Source organism: Acinetobacter sp. FB (assembly GCF_056033405.1).
This window is the reverse complement of the sequence record NZ_CM148502.1, coordinates 1,730,118-1,748,331: the sequence shown is the minus strand read 5'-3', so window position 1 is coordinate 1,748,331 and position 18,214 is coordinate 1,730,118. Positions and strand designations below refer to the sequence as shown.

The window sequence follows — 18,214 nt, the reverse complement described above, 5'->3', positions numbered from 1 at the left end:
TGGAAATGGCACGTATTACCAAAAAGGTGAAACTGTTCATCGTTAGGATGCTTGCTGAGTTTGAAACACCAACCCAAACATCCCGTTCAGTTAAAGAAGTTTTTAGTATTGATGTGACCCCACAACAATGTGAGGCCTACGATCCAACAAAAAGAATTGGTCAAGACTTAAGTCAGGAGTTGCGGGATAAATTCTTTGAATATCGCCGTATAGCAAACCAAGAACTTGAAGCTATTCCAATTGCCAACATGCGCTATCGACTTCAGCTTCTACAGGGTTTAGTTGATAAATATCCAGACAATCCAGTTTTGATTCCGAAATGGGCGGAGCAAGCAGCCAAAGAAATGGGTGGCTTATACACCAATAGGCAAGAGATAACGGGTGCAAACGGCGGGCCTGTAGAAACTGTTCAATCGCAGACCACGGTTGAAGATTATCTTAAGGCAAGGGAAAAGGCGTTAGATGAGTATTGAGGATGATCGCAAGTTAGCAATACAGATCGAAGCACAACATGATCTCTATTTCTTCTCACGATATATGTTCAAAGAACGCCGTAAGTATAAATGGCGGCATAACTGGCATCACAGGGTAGTTTGTGATGCATTAATGAAAGTCTTTAACGGCGAAATTAAACGCCTGATAATTAATATCCCACCTAGATACTCAAAAACAGAACTTGCTGTAATTAATTTTATGGCTTGGTGTTTTGGGAAAGTGCCTGATAGTGAATTTATTCATATCAGCTACTCAGCAAGATTGGCAGCGAATAATGCTTTTCAGACTCGTAACTTAGTGCAAGAACAATCTTTTAAATCCGTTTTTCCTGATTTTGTACTTCGAGATGATAGCAAGGCTAAGGATGATTGGCGCACCAAAGCAGGTGGCGTTTGTTATGCTCAAGGTACTGGTGGAACGATTACTGGTTTCGGTGCAGGTAAGATTCGTGAAAGTTTTGGGGGTGCAATCATTATTGATGACCCACATAAAGCCAGTGAAGCCAAGTCTAAAACCATACGTGAGAGTGTAATTGAATGGTTTCAAGATACACTTGAATCTCGTACTAACTCCACAGAAACCCCAATTATTGTCATCATGCAAAGATTACATGAAGAAGATCTGGCAGGTTGGCTATTAGACGGCGGCAATGGTGAGGAATGGGAACATATCTGCTTATCAGCTATTCAGCCAGACGGCACAGCATTATGGCCAGAGAAGCACACTATTGAACGTTTGCGTATCATGGAAGAAACATCGCCGTATGTTTTCTCAGGACAGTATCTACAACGACCATCACCACCAGCAGGCGGTTTTTTTAAGCCTGATAAAATTGAGATTGTTGATGCTTTACCTACAGATCTGATTAAAGAATGTCGTGCTTGGGATTTAGCCGCTACTGAGAATGAGGGTGACTACACTGCAGGCCCTAAACTGGCGAAAGCCAAAGACAACACGATTTATATTACTGATATGGTGCGTGGACGCTGGGGACCTGATGGAGTTGAGAACACGATCATCCAAACAGCTCAACTAGACGGCAAAGGGGTATTCATCCGTTTACCGCAAGATCCTGGTCAAGCCGGTAAATCACAAGCGAAAAACTTTGTTGGCAAATTATCAGGATTCAAAGTTAAGGCTGAGCCAGTATCAGGCGATAAGATCACCAGAGCACAACCATTTGCAGCTCAGGTCAATGTAGGGAATGTGAAAATGCTTCGGGGTGACTGGAACAAAGCACTGATTGAAGAATTACGAAATTTCCCTAATGCAAAACATGATGATCAGGTGGATGGGTGCAGTGATGCATTCAATGATCTCAATGAATCAAGACAATCTAAAAAACCTGCAACAGCAGGAAGTCGAACATTTTAACTAAGGTACCAACATGGCAAAGTCTAAAATTAAGGACAAAGCGTCTAAAAGGGCTTTGTCTAATGGATCTTTATATTCTCAAGAAGCGGTTAGTCAATTTTATAAATTCAGTAAGCAAATTGATTTAGATGAGACTTTACGCAAAGCAGGGATTAAACGCCACCGCTTGGCCATACTTCTTGATGATGATGAAATTTCGCAAGCGGTCGAAACGCGAGTTGATGCGTTATTGGCTACGCCGTTTCGATTTGAGCCAAGTGATACACCAGAAGCCATTTTATTAATGCAAGAGATTAAGGAATGGTTTGCAGAGATTGCAACAGGTTCTATTAATGCTTTGCTATTTGGCTATTCAGTTTTAGAAGCGGTCTATGATCAGGCTGATAATGGCCAAATAGGTTTGAATTGGATCGGCGAAAAGCCAATGGAATGGTTTGAACCTAAAAATGATGGTCGTTTGATCTATCGTCAGGATGGAGCAGGTCAAGAGTCTGAAGTTGACCAGATCTTTAAATTCTTTATGACACGGCGTAAAGCAACCTATAAGCAGCCTTATGGTAAAGCATTACTTACAGTTGTTTATTGGTTAGATTTTTTCCGAAAAAATGGTTTTAAGTTCTGGGCAAAGTTTTTGGAGCGTTTCGGAACCCCGATCTTACTTGGAAAAGTAAGTGGTGATGAAAATACTTGCGATGACATGAATCAAGCACTGTTAAATGCTCATGCTCAAAGTGTCATTTCGATTGACGCTGAAGATGATGTACAAATTTTATCAGCACCATCATCAGGCAATGCTGGTGGGTCATTCGAGACCTTTAACAATACGATTATTCGTCAAATTCAAAAGGTAATCTTAGGGCAAACCCTCACAAGTGGAACTGATGGCACAGGGAGTCGTGCATTGGGTGAAGTCCATGACAATGTGCGCAAAGATAAATTGAATGCAGATATTCGATTAGTTACACCCACATTTCAGGCTATTGTTGATGCATTGTGTGCCTTAAATGGTTGGGGCAAGCATGAAATTATCTTGGGTGAGAAGTCTAAGCAGCTCAATAAAGATCAGGCTGAGCGTGACGTAAAGCTTAAAGATGCAGGTGCGGTATTTACCACACAATATTTTATCCGAGAGTATGGATTGCAAGAAGGAGACTTAGCCGAGAATCTGCCAAGTCAAACACCGCAACCGCAATTTAAAGTGTTGCCTAAGCGTCTATTTAGTTTTGCTGCTTCAGTTAAGAAATTCTCACCAGATCAGCAAGAAATTGAAGAACTCACGGATGAGCAAGCATCAATACAATTGCTGAGCCAAGCACAAGTAAACGAGCTGGTTCAAAAGAGTGATTCACCACAGGAATTGGCTTTTAATTTGATGCAATTAATGCCTGGTGCAAGTGAATCTACTTTTACAGCTAATTTGGATCAGGCTTTATATGCGGCTGATGTCTATGGGTATGTTTCGGCTAAAGGAGGGACGTGATGCAACCTCTTACATTTCTCGAAGCGATTCAATTTGCTGTAAGCCGAAAAATCGTATTGCCCGATGAGTTTTATAAACTTGATTTAAATACAAGACAGATGGCCACAACGGTAAGTTTTCTTTCTGGTATTGAGCAAATCGAGACTGTCATTAAGTCTGTGAATCAGGTACTCATTGATGGTGGCACGTTCAATGACTTTAAAAAATTGGTTGAGGAAAATGAAATCATTTTGAGTGAGCCTTATCTCAAGAATGTTTTTAGAACCAATATTCAGACGGCGTATGGTCACGGACGATGGCAACAGCAGCAACGGAATAAGGCTAAACGTCCTTATTTAATGTATGTCGCGATTAATGATAGCCGTGTTAGACCATCACATTTGGCACTGAACCGCATCATTAGACACATAGATGATCCATTTTGGTTGAAATACTATGCGCCGTGGGATTTTATGTGTCGATGTACGATCATCGCTCTAACCGAAGAACAAGCGCTTAAGTATGGGATTACAGCCGATGAGGATCTCCCAGTTATTGCAGATAATAACGGATGGTCCACAAGCCCGCTAACCTTTGGTGAAATGCAATCGGTCGTAGATAGCAAGATAGCCAATTCAATTTTGGATAAAGAATATTTGCTTAGTCTCAAGCAAAATGTCATGGCTGAATGGAAAGCCAGTCAAAAGCTATCAAGCCTGTTATCACCAATGGATGATAAAAGCCGCGATCTATTTCAGACGATAGCCAATACTGTTATTCCACTAGATCCAACGATCAGACCAAGTGCAGTTAAAACTTTTTTAGGTTACGTGCAGGGCAATGATGCCGCATTGACAGCCTACCTAAAGAACAAGCCAATCAGTTTGGCTGAAGAAGTGTTACATCGTTGGGTTAAAGAGGACATGGCACAAATTAAAGCAGTGGCCAGTAACGTTTCAACGGTAGTCATTGGATCTGCAACATTGAATCAGGTCGCAGCTTTACAAGTGGGACAAACATTAAAGCTTGATTCGCCGTTATTGGTGGCGGGTCAAGGTTCTGATGTAGTGATTCAAATCGAAAATGCAAAAGGTTTGGGGATTGATTTAAACAAACTTAATGCAGGTCAAGGCGTTTTATTTGAGATTGGGCTTTCATTTGAAGTTGTCTCTATTGAAACAAATCGAGGGCAATTAATTTACACATTAAGAGCCTTAGTCAATTAATTCATTCAACACAAAAGCCGTCCTAATTGGGCGGTTTTTTTATGGAGAAACAAAAGTGGCAGGAGATAAACAATCGCAAGACGCGCCAAGTTCAGCGTTCCAGTTTAAAACACAGCCGTTCGATATTGCTAAGCAAGCAGAAGAAGGCAAGAAGCGGACGTTTACGGGTGTTGCGTATAGCGGGGAAGTCATCAACGGGCATTACTACTGGGGCGACGTAGTATTCGATCTGGACACTATGCAGATTAAAACGCCCTTAGGCGCACTGATCGACCATGACACAGGACGGCGTGCAGGTGTTGTAACAAGTTTTACTAAGGATAACCAAGGTGGGTTACAGGTTGCTGGTGATTTGCTCTCAAACAAGAATGGCCAAGAAGTTGCTCAGGACAGTGATGAGGGTTATCCATGGCAGATGTCAGTTTATATCGATCCGGGTTCAATTGAAGAAGTTGAACGCGGTGAAGTTGTTGTTAATGGCAAAACCTTAAAAGCACCTATCACGATTTTCCGCAACGGCGTTATTCGTGAGGTTTCATTTTGTGCGCTTGGTGCAGATGACAATACATCAGCAGTAGCCGCAAGTCACACACCTAAACAATTTAACAAGCAAGAGGACACAGACGTGACCGAGTTAGAGAAAGAAAAAGAGGCGCGTATTGCAGCCGAGCAACAACGTGATACAGCTCTAAATGAATTAAAACAATTCAAAGAGCAAAAGCGTCATGACGACATCGCTGCACTTGAATCTGAATTAAAAGTTCAGTTCAGCGCCGAAGATAAAAAGTCTTATACAGAAATGGATGAGTCTGCTTTTACATTTGCAACAAAGCAGCTACGCCAGTTCTCTGCACCTAAAAATGACAAACAGACTAACAACCTCCAACACTTGTTTAAGCATCAAGCACAGAGTGGGAATGGTGATGCAAGCCTGCAACAAGGTTCAGCACTTGATCAAGCATTTCACCAGTTTGCCGTAGCACAAAAATAAGGGAACTCATCATGGGAAGCACGATTACACAAACAATTGAAAGCCGGCAACTTGTTGTTGGTGATGGTGTACGCACCGAAAACGTAAAGCCTACAACAGCAACGGCTTATAAACGTGGGGATCTGATCGCAGTTAGCGCAGCGAATGTTGCTACACATTCTGCGGTCACAAGCGGTGTGGTGGGAGACTGGCATGCCATTGTGGTTGAGGACATGACAGCGGAGCAATCCACTTACCATGCTGCAAATGGTCTTGAAATGCCAATCTATGTGCAAGGAGCTTTTGATGTTGCAGTGGTAACAGTTAATGGTACCAAACTTACCACTAACCAAGTGGATGCAGTCCGTGCACAGGGGCTAAAGAACAAAATCGAATTGCGCAAAGTTGTGGGGTAAATCATGAGCACTAGTTTTACATTTCAAAATGCACCAGTAGAGTTATTGGATATTCCTCAGTTGGTATTATTAACAGACACCACGAAAAAGGTGGATACTTGGTTGATGGATCGTTTCTTTCCACAACGCGTTTCTTACTCTAAAAAAGAAGTGCCTGTGGGTGAATTGAATACAGCCACACCACTTGCGCCGTTTGTAAGTCCTAATGTTGCAGGTCGCCAAATTAATGTTGCTGAATCAGGAAAAGTGGGTTTTGTTAAGCCAGCTTACTTAAAGCCAATGGTGACTATTGTACCAAGTGATGTCCAAGATTCGGCATTAGTTACACAATTGCGCCGTTATGGGATTGTTGCAACAGGATCAAACCGTTTAAGTGATGCAGAATTATTGCTGATTGATCAGGCGCAAAAGGCGATTTATCTACGTCAGTCGATTGAAAATAGAAAACTGCTGATCGCCCGTGATGTGCTGCTTTACGGCAAAACTACATTTGCATCGGCGGATTTCCCTTCATATACCGTTGACTACAATCGTGATGCAGCTTGTAACTTTGCTCCGCTAGTAAAGTGGAATCTGGCAAATGCTACACCTGTCCAAGATATGCAAAGCATGATCAATATTTCGGTTGAATATGCTGGAGTTGCACCTAATCTGGCGTTGACGTCATCTAAAGTTTTCAACGCCTTAATCCAGAATGATGAGTTTAAAGAAAAGTTCATCAAGCCATATGCTTCAATTAGCGTGCCGATTACACCGACATTTGACGATCCATCAAAACCACAGTTCCGTGGTACGGTTGATAATGTACAAATTTGGACTTATGACGGTATCCACAATATGAATGGAACAGTAGAGCGTTTCATTCCTGAAGATTTCTTTGGCATGGTGACAGATGCTAATGGTTGGATTGCACACTGTGCGATTCAAAATATTGAGGCTTTTGGTCAACCTTTGGAATTCTTCTTGAATCAATGGCAGGAAAAGAATCCTTCAAGTATTCAAATGTTGGCTGAATCATCACCACTTGCCGTTCCAAACAATAAGAATGGTCTAGTTGGTGGGCGAGGATTCGTTTAAGGAGAGCTAAATGCCAAAGTATATTGCAAAACAATCCATTGGTCATTTTAGACCAGGTGAAGAAATCGAAGGGCTTGAAGATCAACAACTTCAAGCCCTTTTAGTATCTGGCGCGATTGAAGAATACAAACCGCCAGAACAAACGCCATCTGATGATTCAGCGGATGAGTTGGAGAAACTCAAAGGCGAGGTTGCGGATCTCAAGGCATCTAATAAGCAGCTTGAAACTGAAAAGACAACTGCATTGGGAGAGGTTGAGGATCTCAAGGCTAAGGTATCAAAACTCGAAGCAAATTTAGCCACGGCGACTGCAAAGCCAGTTAAGGAAAAACCAACGGCAGATAAGGGTGCACCAGAAACCAAGTAAGGTGATTTATGTACGCGACCAGACAAGACCTTGAGGTAAGATTTGGTGTGGAAGAAATAGCTAACTTGGAAGCGATGGATTCTAGTCCTGAAGCAATCAATCAAATGCTACAGGACGCTTCCGAGGAGATAGATAGCTATATCTCAGTTGTCTATCAGCTACCACTGCCACAAATACCAAGCACCCTAAAACGAGTGGCATGTAATATCACGCGTTACCGTTTGTATTATCAGCAGCCGACTGAAGAAGTAGACAACCGCTATAAAGCTGAAATTGCATATCTAAAAGATATTGTAAAAGGCTTGGCGACTTTACCAATTAAGAATGAGCAAAATGAAGTCATTGAAGAAAAGCCAAAGCGTAACCCTAAATCTATTCCAATAGGTACGAGTTACACTGGTGGCGTTTTTAGTGATGAGCAGTTGAATAAAATGCCGAGCGTGTAGGAGGTTGTATGCCAGTTGCTATATCAGTAACAGCGGATGGCGAATCACCAATCATGGCGTTGTTAGAGCATCTTGTTGGTTATGACAAGAAAGCCATGTTTGATGAGATCGGTGCGTATGGTGTTAGCTCTTCTGAACATCGTTTTATCAATCAATCTGATGTTGATGGTAATCCTTGGAAGCAGTCATGGCGGGCAAAGCTACAAGGTCGTAGGACAAAAGATGGTGTAGCTAGTAGTGGTGAGACAGGTCGAGATACGGGTCAGCTACTGTCAGGGCTGCATCATAATGTGTTGGCAAACGGCGTAGAGTGGGGATCGGATAAAGAATATTCGATCCCTTTTCATTTTGGGGCGCATATCGTTCCAAAAACGGCGCAGTACCTAGTCTTTAATGTTGGTGGCAACTGGCGCAAGGTCAAAGAAGTCACCAACCCACCGCGATCATTCTTAGGCATTAACAATGAAGATGATGAGTCGATTCTTAACATTATCGGGAGGCATTTAGGTGGCTAATTTCTTCGACGTACGTGCTGAGATAGCTGAAAAGCTCAAAGAAATTACAGAGTTTAAGCAGATTTATACACCAATGAACTCTGTTTCTGTAACGGAAATGTCTCAGGTTGTGCCATCTGCACACGTTAATTTTGTACGAGTACGCAAGATTGATGATGCGGGTAAAGGCAAAAGCAATTTACTGGGGCTTCAATGGTCTGTAACCGTGGCTTGTCGCAATGCAAAAGCTCAGTTGAATGACATTACAGCTTTAGCGGATGAGGCAGGTGAGTTACTCAATAAGGTTATTCAACTGCTTTCTGGTTGGGAACCAGATAACTCAATTGATCCGTTGCAAATCGTTGATGCGAAAGACGGCTATGGACCTGCATTTGTCTATTACACCGTGATATTTGAATCAACCAAAATTATAGGAGCTGCTTAACATGGCAGATAAACAATATAAAGCCCTGCAACCTGTGGGGCGATTCAACAAGGGTGACTTTATTGCGGGTTTAAGTGATAAGCAGATCACTAATCTACTTGCAGCAAAAGTTATTGTTGAAGTTGAAAAAGAAAAACAGGCCGAGACTGAAACACAGGTTGTGGAAGTTAAGGCAACACCGAAGTCTAATAAAGAGGTCAAGACAAATGGCTAAGGAATATATTTATCTTCAGGGTAAGTTCTATTTATCCAAGATTACAAACGGTGTTGTTGGAACAATGCGCTTTATTGGCAATGTGCCAGAGTTTGAGATTGCAATTACCGCCGACTTGATCGAGCACACTGAAAGTACATCAGGAAACAGTACAACGGATTTTACAATGGTGAACACGACGGGCGTGGAGTTCTCAGGCCAGCTTGAGGAAATCAATCCTGAAAATCTTGAGTACATACTTTCTGGTACCAACCATGAAATTGCATCAGCCACGGTGACAGACCAGAACCTTGGTACCGTGGTAGCGGGTGAGGAAATCATGCTGGATGGGTATAACTTGTCTGCCGTGTCATTTAAGGATTCCACGGGTACACCTGTTACGTTAGATCCATCCAAATACACGCTTGATAGTAAGTTTGGTACTGTGATTTTCAATGAGGTGACAGCACTGACCATGCCATTGAAAGCAACCTACACCACAGGTGCAGTGACCCAAACCACGATTGCCTCTGATCTGGAGGAAGAATACGAACTGTTCTTCAAGGGCATAAACAAGGCCACCAAGAAACACATGGCGGTGCGGTTATGGCGTACTAAGAAGTCACCTGAGACCACATTCCCACTGATTCATAGTGAACTGGGGCAGTATGAGATTAAAGGACAGGCTTTATCAGATGTTGAAAAAGAGTCTGATTCAGCGCTTGACCTGTATGGTCATATCGTGACGATTCCGACAGCAGCTTAAACAACACATGCAGGCACAGGGGCGCATTAGCGTCTTTTTTTGTGCCTGTATTTTAGGATTTTTTCTATGAACGACTTTTTTCTTTTAAACAATGAATCATTGCCCTATGTATTCATTGATCAGAATATTGAGATTAAGCAGATCCAAGTAAAGAATTTAAATCGCTTTGCTCAATTTGCAGACCCGATTATGAAGCTAGAAAGTTATTCAATAGAAACGATCACGCCGTTAGTTGAAACCAATATTATTCTAATCATGGGTGTATTTTCGTTTGCAACCACACTCGATGCGAATTATTTTGCAGACCGTTTAGAGTACACGGAAGCTATTGCAGATCTGGTTTTAAATATCATTCAGGTGAATGAGGATTTCTTTAAGAAAGAGCCTAAGGCCGAAAACAGCAAGGATTCCAGTTGGTTTAATGCGCTTTCTTATCTTATTAAGCATGGCCATAGTGAGTCGGAAGTTTTAAATATGTCATATGGTGCATTTTTAAAATATATAAAAGAAGCCCAAGCCATCGAAAGGCAGCAAATCAAATCCTATGCCATTGCAACAAGAGTGGCCAATCATGCGAAGAACCAAGCTTGGGAAAAATATTTAAAGCAGTAGTAGCAATTTATAAAATAGAATGACATTCACTAATTCTTAAATGTATATTGGATCATTAATACTAATAAATAAGTACCGCATGACTATTATGAGGTAGGGATATGTTAAAGATTTCAGTTAAAAATTCTGCTTTGATAGTGTTGATTTGTTCAATTAGTAGTTTTTCATATGCAGCGAATTGTGACTGTACACAAAAAGTTGGTAAGTGTTCTGGTGCTATTAATTTTCTCAAGAAGTTTGGATCTCCTCCAAGTTTTGGAGCAGAGTTTGAAGTTTATAGTTCTGAAAAGACTTGCTCAAAGGTTGAATACTTTGTAGATAATTTACCAAGCCAAACAATCCTTTCTAACAAGAACAAAGAAGTGGAGTCCGCATTTGGAACTAAACCAATAAATCAAGAATCTATTGTTTATTCTGCTTGTTATGTCTGTAAAAATCTTGATGAAAAAGATGATAAAGCTAATGTTAAAAACAGTGAGAGAGAAAAAGAGTCACCATTTAACGGTCATTGGGTGGCTTCAGATAGAAATATTATGGGATTTAAAAACACTTTAATTTATGATGTTACAGTAAAAAATAATCAGATTACAGGTTCTTATTCAGGAACAAATGGAAGTGGAATACTTTCTGGAAGTGTTAATGGAAATACGGCTACCATTTCATGTTCGGGGTGTTTTACAATAAAATGGAATTTAATTGATGACAAAACAATTAAATATTCATATCCATTTGGTTCAGGGACAATTAGAAAAGAATAATATATGACAGAATAACAAAAAGACTCAACTCGACTAAAGTATTTAAATGCTGTCATAGAAATATGGGATTTTGTTGAAGAAAAATCGCATTTTAAGCTTTTGAAATATGAGTCTGTTTTCAATGACTTTATTTTAACTTTTTGTTAAATTACATGGAATTAATAACAACTGGTTGAATAGATGAAATACTTATTATTTAAAATTGATATAGAGAATAAGCGAGTGCATAAATGGAAATAACAAAACAACAATTGATAGGGTTTTTAGGCGCTCTAATTCTTCTGATTGGCGTGTTCTTACCAGTTTTAAGTGTTCCTATTCTTGGATCAATATCATTACTTAATAATGGTAAGAGTGATGGAATAATTATTTTGGGGCTTGCTATTGCATCCGTAGTTTTAATTTTTATGGATAAAATAAAATTATTATGGGCAACCGGTGGTATTTCTACTGCTTTCTTGATTTACGATTTTTATATGATATCGAGCAAAATTAGCCAAACAAAAGCAGAATTAAGTGAAAAGATGCAGGGTAATCCTTTTGAAGGTTTTGCGGATGCAATGATGAGTTCTGTGCAATTGCAATTTGGCTGGGCTGTATTGTTTCTTGGCTGTATTATCTTACTGGCAACTCCAATTCTTGCGAATGGTGCTTTCAATTTCAAAACAAGCATCATAAAAGAAGATTCAGACTCAGTAATTAATGATCCTGAACAACCGATCGAAGGTAAGCAACCTGAACCATTTATTAAAAAAACAAACATTAAAGTTGTTAGTGACTCTTTTTATCACTACAATCAAGTTGAAGATGATGTTGTAATGAAACCATGTCCGTTTTGTGCTGAATCTATCAGAATGACAGCTATTAAATGTAAGCACTGCGGAAGTATGCTAGAAAATTAGAATACGCTTTAAACGTTTTAATTCAAATTAAGCCCGACTAATTGTCGGGTTTTTTAATGTCTAAATTTTCAGTTTAGCCACGTAAATATGTCAATCACAGCATGTTTACGTGGCTTTTTTATACGGTGATGAGGTGGATTTTATGTCTAAAGAACTAGTTTTTAAGGTTGTTTTACAGGCTGATACCAAAGATTATGTATCTAATATTCAGCAGTCTGAAGCCACTACAAAAGCCGTATTTGATGCAATCAAGCAAGAAGTTGAAAAGCTACGCCAAACATCCGCGGAAACCGCTAAACAAATCGGTGAAATTGTGCCTGAAAGCACAACTAAAATGGCGGGTGCGCTCACTCAAAATTTAAACAATGCTACAACCGCAATTCAAAATGCAGGTACAAATGCAGGTGCAACAGCTAAAAATTTTGCAGAGTTTGGTCGGGTTTCTGAACAGGCGCTTGGGGTACTCAAGTCTGATTTAGATCAAGCAAAACAAAAACTACATGATTTATCTACAACAAATGCTACACCACAAGATATTGAAGCAGCTCAACACGCCGTAGATGAATTAGAAAGGCAAGTTGAACAAGCTGATGAAGCTTTTAATAATTTTACTCAATCATCAAATCACGCGAATCAGGAACTGGTTGAAACTGAAGCCGCAACTGAAAAAGCCAAGGCTGGATTTTCATTTTTAAAAACAACCATCGGTACGCTTGCTGCCGGTCTTGCTGCTCTTGGTTTAGGCTTAACTATCAATGAGCTAATCGCCACATCTGATGCAACACAACAGATGGCATCACGCTTAAGAAATGCCACTGATAGTGTTGAAGAATACAATTTGGTTCAAGAAAGACTTTTAGAGCTTGCCAATACAACTGCACGCCCTTTGATGGAAGCGCAGGAAGTATACCTTGCTACCGCGGGGACAATGAAATCATTGGGCTATAGTACCAATGAAATACTCACAATGACGGATAGTTTGTCACTGTCGTTTACTCACAATGCAACACGTGCAGACCAAGCACAATCGGCGCAAGATGCACTAGCTCAATCTTTAGCAAAAGGTTCTGTTGATGCTGATGCGTGGATGAGTATTATCATTGGTGCGGATAATGTTGTCAGTGATATGGCCAAAAGTACAGGTCGTGCAGAGTCAGAGATTCGTAAATTAGGTGCGGAAGGAAAGATCTCTGTAAATGAATTAACCAAGGCTTTGATTGATTCCAGAGATCGAAACTTTGAGCTTGCAAATGGGATGGAGAATTCCACTGCCGATGCAATGCAGAAAGTAAGAAATAATATTACTGCGCTAATCGGGCAAATGAATGAGCAATATAATATTTCGAGTCGACTCGCAGGCGTTATTGATTTGTTAGGTGGAGATCTGGATTGGATCGCCGTATTATTTGATGACGTGATGTCAGCTGTTGATGCGGTATCAGAGAAGTTCGATGGTATAGATCCAAGTGTCTTTAATGCGTTACGACAAGCTATCTCATCCGCTTATGATGTCGCTAAAGAATTGGTGAATATAGGTTATGAATTAGGAGATGATGTTCTATCATTAATCTATGATGGTCTCAACAATATTGTTGCGGTCCTTGGATCATTTACAGGAGAAGCAACGAAAGCAAGTGATCAGGTTAGTTTTCTTACTCGTGTTGGTCAGGGTTTAAGCATTACTTTTGGTGCTATTTCAGATGTGATTTTCGCTTTACGTCTTGTCGTTATGACATTGACTGGTGTGTTTTATGATCTTGGCGTGGTAATCAATGGAATATTATCCACTATTACCTTTGGTGATCTAAGTGACCAGTTTGCAGCAAATGCTGAGAAAATGAGACTGAAAGCAAAAGGCTTTTATGATGAGGTTGACCAACTGGCTTTGTCTCATCAGTCACAGGCAAAAATGCGGCTAGATCAGGCGGTTGAAAGTGAAGCGCAAAAAAATGCCAGAATCTTAGAAGAAAACAAAAAAGCCCTTGATGGGCTTTTATTAATTCAGGAGCAAGAAGGTCAGAATAATGAAAAACTTCAATCACGCAAATTAAAGGCTGTTACTGATTATGTGACACGGGCAGTGCAAGCAAATGATGGTGTTATTAATTCAACACTTCAGTTAGAACTAGCGCAAAAGGGGTACTTTGCGACAGTAAACGAGGGTGGGAAAGTCGTCGTTACGCGCTTAACTGAAGCTCAACAGGCAACAGCCGCTGCAACGCTAGAAACCAAAAAGCAAGAACAGTCTTTTAAGAACGTAATCGAAACAGGGCAAGCCTTAGGTGTCGATGTTGAGCAAGTTACAAATAAGATATCAACTGGCTTTAGTGATAGTTCTGGGAAAATTAAGGCTTTTATTGAGCAGTTAAAAGGTGCAGGAATAACTGGTGCTGAATCTTATGACTTGATTTACCAAGCATGGCAAAAGTGGCTAAGTCAGGCTAAAAATACAGCCGAAATTGATGAAGCCAAGAAGAAGCTCATGGAAATGGGTGTTGCTGGCCAGATTACAGGGCAGCAGCTCAATGAGGGTTTCAAACTTGCCAGTGCAGCAGCAAGAGACTTAAATCCATCACTGAATGATGCAAGGGAGGCAGGAAAAGCTTTAGGCATTGATATTGATAAAACAGCCAATATTATGTCGAGTGGGTTTAGTCAGGGTAGTATGAGTCTTGATACATTAAAGCAAAAACTTGAAGAAGCTGGCATAACTGGTATTGATGCTACACGTAGTCTTTATCAAGGTTGGAAAACTTGGCTTGAAAAGGCAGATAGTCAAGTAGAAATTGATGCAGCAAAGCAAAAGCTTCAAGAGTTTGAGTCGCAAGGTGTATTTTCTACCAAGCAAGTAGAAATGGGCATGCTTGCGATTAAGCAGCAAACTCAAAAACTACCTGATGATTTAGATGAGGTTGGTAAGGCATTTGAACGCCTTGGTGTTAAAACTAAAGAACAATTAAAGCTCGCTGCTGATTCCGCAATTGCTGACTTCAATACTATGAAAGCGAGTGGTCAAGCAACATCCGATGGTCTAAAACAAGCATATGAGCGAGTTATGCAAGCTGCCGCCGCTTCAGGTGATCAAGCTGTCATTGCAAATGCCAAAGCACAAGGAGCTTCGGTTGGGTTACAAGCTCAGATCGATGCAACGGGTAAATCATCAGTTAAGTCTACTCAAGAAATTGTTGATTCACTCTATAACGTGAGTGACACAGCGCGTGGAGTGGCTGCAGATGGATTTAGAGACCTTGGAAGAATTGCCCGTGAAGAAGCCCAAAGCACTGCTGATGAATGGGAACAGGCAATGGCTAAAGTTGCTGCTCAACGCAAGGCGCAAGCTGCTGAGACTTCGAAAGGCTTAGGTCAAGCGATGGATGATATGAATGCCAAAATTGCGGATTATGAAAATCGCTTAGTTGCTGCAGGAATGGATAAGGGTGCAGCGAAGGCAAAAGCGCAGGAGTCTAAAGATGCAATGTTATTTGCTTACTATAAAGCTCTGCAGAGTGGATCTGTAATTGATTACAGCGCGCCACTACTCAAGAAGATGGAAGATACCCTTAGTTATTGGGAGGGTAAGAAATCTGGTTCTAGTGGTAGTTCGATCTCAGTTGGTGGTAATACGAATGCACCTGCAATCAGTGCACCAAACATTAAAGCACCGTCAATTCCGCAGATCCAAGTTCCTAATATTGATGTGGGGTCAACCGATACAGTGAACTACAGTTTTAACTTTAATGGCAAAACTGCAAATTTCACGGGTGATTCATCTCAGAAAGATCTTTTAAACGATTTCTTTAATGAATTAGAGCAAATGAAAAAGGCGATGTAATGAGACTACAACGAAATGCAACAAATGAAACCGTTCCACTTGAGAACGGTTTTTTATTTTCCGATGAGTTCGATTGGAAGCCAATTGAACAAAGCCAAGAGCGTGCAATTGACGGGACTTTGATTATTCAAGAGGGTAAGAAGAAGTTAGGTCGTCCAATTACTTTGCTTTCAAAGACAGACAAACAGGGTTGGATTAAACGCGCTTTGCTTTCAAAAATTAAAGATTGGTCAGCATTACAGGGCGAGCAATTCACCTTAATTTTTGAATATCCACATGATACTCGCCAATTCAACGTGATCTTTAATCATGCTGATGGTGCGATTGAAGCAAGCCCTGTCCGTGGTGTCCCAACCGTATCAGAAAACGATTATTACCGAGCGACATTAAGATTTATTGAGGTGCCAGATGCCAATTGAGACCAATAATCTTGTTTTATACAAGTCTGAGCGTTTGACAGATACTAGTGACGGCGGAGGGAAATATTCTGGTCAGATCGTTGTAGATGGGGAGAGTAATAATCTTTTCCCTGATGTATCGGAACTTGATCGAACTGTGGGCCGCGTATCACTGCGTAAGATCTATGCCGCCGTGAATAGTAATGATACTGATGCACTCATGGGGTCAACAGTATTTATCTCAAAGAATCCTGAAGATCCGAATGTTTCAGCATTGCTATTTAGTACACGATCTCATACCGATACCCGTGATAGTGCTCAGAATCGTTTAGAAAATTATCTGGCCAAAGGTGCTCAGGCGGTTGGTGCTTTGCTTGATGCAGCTTATCAAGGCATGAAGTCGATACAAGTGGCAATGATGACCACTGATTCTGAGAATAATGTCGGGGATACTTTAGTACTAGTGGTTAATGAGGGCTTAGCAAATGAATTTGCGCAATACCTTCGTATTACTGCAGTTGAAACCAGAACCGCAACCTTTCGCGCAGGCAGTGGCGGCGGTGGATCTGAGGGAACCAAAGAATATAAAGTTGCGACTTATACATTTAACGATGCACTCAGTCGTGACTTTGTTGGTCTATCGGTGACGAATTGGTGGAACAACGTTAAACCAACCACTGTTATACGCGAAACGGTTGTTGCTGATGCTGGCGTTTATTATGCAAGTGTTGATTTAGCCGATGATGTGGCGGTGGGAAGTTTCACAATTCAAGCTGAAACGATGTTTTCGCAACTGATACCGTCTAATCAGACTGAAACGCCGTTGTTGGATCTGAATGCTGTCAGTGAAAATCCTGTACTTGTTGCGGGAAATAGCGGAACCATCACAACCCAATTCACAACCAACGTAAATAACAACCAAAGTTTGTATATTGGCTCAAGTGTATTACCAAGCTCATTAAGCTTTACGCTTTTTGGGCAGTCAGTTTCAGATAACGGTGGTACTTTAAAAACAGCAACTGGCACTCAAGTCGGCACGATTGATTACCAAACAGGTCGCATAGTGTGGACCAATGCGATTGGCTCAGGCAATGCCATTCTCAATATTACATTTACGCCTGCCTCTGCACCCGTACAGCCTTTTGAGTCTTATACCTTGCCCGTCACATCGAATAATCAGGGGACAAATTGGACAGGGGTTTTAGTGCCGATTCCTGCACCGGGAGCGCTATCTATTTCATTCATGGCACAAGGTAAGTTTTATGTTTTGAAAGACAACGGAACTGGTCGCTTGGTCGGTGCAAATGAGTCAGTCGGTAGTGGATCGATCAATTACACGACAGGTACTTGGCTCTTAACTACTGGGGCTTTACCAGATGTGGGAACGCCTATCTTGTTGCAATGGGGCAGCCCAATTACAACTTTTGCCCGTGCTGATTTATCCGTATTACCAGCGGGGTTAGATTTTCAGTTATTTCATAACGGTATTAAAAGTTTAACAGCGACATGGCTATTGGATGGGATATCGAAAACTGCAACGGTTGATAGTTCAGGGCAATTCACAGGTGATGCGATTGGATCTATTGTATTTAATACAGGAAAAGGCCGTTTAATCCCTAAAAAATTGCCTCAAAAAAACACTGTTTTCACCATCACATATGACTATGGCGAAGGCAAAAACCAAACGTTGAATGCTATTGAGCCTGATGCCAATCAAAAACTGACCTTTACCATTGGTACGGGTTCAGCAATTCAACAAAGCTCAGTTGGGTTAGATATTCCAGTGACTCATCCTAGCTGCGCAACGGGTACAGTCAGCTTGCATGATGTGCCGGTAAATAGCACTACAGGCAACCTAGTAGATCAGTTCGGAAATGTTCAAGGCAGCATCATTTACGCTACTGGGGTATGTGAAGTAACGCCGTATCTGCAAAAAACCACATACAGCAAGGCATATACGCCGACAACTTATTCAGCGGGGTAA

General features: G+C 41.0%; 19 protein-coding genes. All 19 read left to right on the top strand.

Annotated features, from left to right (window positions below; translation table 11 throughout):
- Positions 1-5: 5 nt before the first annotated feature.
- The 19 genes from AC0JIQ_RS08150 to AC0JIQ_RS08060 all read left to right on the top strand — a co-directional run bounded on the left by AC0JIQ_RS08150 (position 6) and on the right by AC0JIQ_RS08060 (position 18,214).
- Positions 6-473 (top strand): DUF2280 domain-containing protein, encoded by a 468-nt coding sequence (locus AC0JIQ_RS08150; protein WP_249571485.1) that lies wholly within the window; start codon positions 6-8, stop codon positions 471-473.
- Entirely contained in the window at positions 463-1,869 is a 1,407-nt protein-coding gene (terL, locus tag AC0JIQ_RS08145) for a phage terminase large subunit (RefSeq protein ID WP_474201316.1), read from the top strand. The genes AC0JIQ_RS08150 and terL overlap by 11 nt, the downstream gene beginning before the upstream one ends.
- A 13-nt stretch (positions 1,870-1,882) precedes the next feature.
- Complete coding sequence (locus AC0JIQ_RS08140) at positions 1,883-3,349, top strand: phage portal protein family protein (RefSeq protein WP_474201315.1); 1,467 nt, start codon at positions 1,883-1,885, stop codon at positions 3,347-3,349.
- On the top strand, positions 3,349-4,554 hold the full coding sequence (locus tag AC0JIQ_RS08135) for a phage head morphogenesis protein (protein ID WP_474201314.1): 1,206 nt from the start codon (positions 3,349-3,351) through the stop codon (positions 4,552-4,554). Before AC0JIQ_RS08140 ends, AC0JIQ_RS08135 begins: the two co-directional genes overlap by 1 nt.
- Positions 4,555-4,609: 55 nt before the next feature.
- Positions 4,610-5,545, top strand: coding sequence for a hypothetical protein (locus tag AC0JIQ_RS08130; protein WP_474201313.1), 936 nt, complete (start codon positions 4,610-4,612; stop codon positions 5,543-5,545).
- 11 nt (positions 5,546-5,556) lie between these two features.
- A complete protein-coding gene (locus tag AC0JIQ_RS08125; protein ID WP_474201312.1) occupies positions 5,557-5,940 on the top strand; it encodes a hypothetical protein in 384 nt (127 codons plus the stop codon).
- 3 nt (positions 5,941-5,943) lie between these two features.
- Positions 5,944-7,017 carry a major capsid protein gene (locus AC0JIQ_RS08120; RefSeq protein ID WP_346508993.1) on the top strand — a complete coding sequence of 358 codons (1,074 nt, stop codon included), beginning with the start codon at positions 5,944-5,946 and terminating at the stop codon, positions 7,015-7,017.
- A 10-nt stretch (positions 7,018-7,027) separates the two neighbouring features.
- Complete coding sequence (locus AC0JIQ_RS08115; protein ID WP_474201311.1) at positions 7,028-7,384, top strand: hypothetical protein; 357 nt, start codon at positions 7,028-7,030, stop codon at positions 7,382-7,384.
- Positions 7,385-7,392: 8 nt separating this feature from the next.
- Positions 7,393-7,830: a gp436 family protein gene (locus AC0JIQ_RS08110; RefSeq protein ID WP_474201310.1), complete on the top strand. Its 438-nt coding sequence runs from the start codon at positions 7,393-7,395 to the stop codon at positions 7,828-7,830.
- Positions 7,831-7,838: 8 nt separating this feature from the next.
- A complete protein-coding gene (locus AC0JIQ_RS08105) occupies positions 7,839-8,345 on the top strand; it encodes a phage virion morphogenesis family protein (protein ID WP_474201309.1) in 507 nt (168 codons plus the stop codon).
- Positions 8,338-8,769, top strand: coding sequence for a phage tail terminator protein (locus tag AC0JIQ_RS08100; RefSeq protein WP_474201308.1), 432 nt, complete (start codon positions 8,338-8,340; stop codon positions 8,767-8,769). The genes AC0JIQ_RS08105 and AC0JIQ_RS08100 overlap by 8 nt, the downstream gene beginning before the upstream one ends.
- 1 nt (position 8,770) lies before the next feature.
- A complete protein-coding gene (locus tag AC0JIQ_RS08095) occupies positions 8,771-8,983 on the top strand; it encodes a hypothetical protein (protein ID WP_474201307.1) in 213 nt (70 codons plus the stop codon).
- Positions 8,976-9,728: a phage tail tube protein gene (locus tag AC0JIQ_RS08090; protein ID WP_474201306.1), complete on the top strand. Its 753-nt coding sequence runs from the start codon at positions 8,976-8,978 to the stop codon at positions 9,726-9,728. The genes AC0JIQ_RS08095 and AC0JIQ_RS08090 overlap by 8 nt, the downstream gene beginning before the upstream one ends.
- Before the next feature lie 66 nt (positions 9,729-9,794).
- On the top strand, positions 9,795-10,340 hold the full coding sequence (locus tag AC0JIQ_RS08085) for a hypothetical protein (RefSeq protein ID WP_474201305.1): 546 nt from the start codon (positions 9,795-9,797) through the stop codon (positions 10,338-10,340).
- A gap of 101 nt (positions 10,341-10,441) precedes the next feature.
- Positions 10,442-11,098 (top strand): hypothetical protein, encoded by a 657-nt coding sequence (locus tag AC0JIQ_RS08080; RefSeq protein ID WP_474201304.1) that lies wholly within the window; start codon positions 10,442-10,444, stop codon positions 11,096-11,098.
- A gap of 230 nt (positions 11,099-11,328) precedes the next feature.
- The gene (locus tag AC0JIQ_RS08075) at positions 11,329-12,000 is read left to right on the top strand and encodes a hypothetical protein (RefSeq protein WP_474201303.1); all 672 of its coding nucleotides are present in this window, start codon (positions 11,329-11,331) and stop codon (positions 11,998-12,000) included.
- Between the two features lie 142 nt (positions 12,001-12,142).
- Positions 12,143-15,832, top strand: a complete 3,690-nt coding sequence (locus AC0JIQ_RS08070) for a tape measure protein (RefSeq protein ID WP_474201302.1) — start codon at positions 12,143-12,145, stop codon at positions 15,830-15,832.
- Positions 15,832-16,251: a hypothetical protein gene (locus AC0JIQ_RS08065; RefSeq protein ID WP_474201301.1), complete on the top strand. Its 420-nt coding sequence runs from the start codon at positions 15,832-15,834 to the stop codon at positions 16,249-16,251. The genes AC0JIQ_RS08070 and AC0JIQ_RS08065 overlap by 1 nt, the downstream gene beginning before the upstream one ends.
- A complete protein-coding gene (locus AC0JIQ_RS08060) occupies positions 16,241-18,214 on the top strand; it encodes a hypothetical protein (RefSeq protein WP_474201300.1) in 1,974 nt (657 codons plus the stop codon). The genes AC0JIQ_RS08065 and AC0JIQ_RS08060 overlap by 11 nt, the downstream gene beginning before the upstream one ends.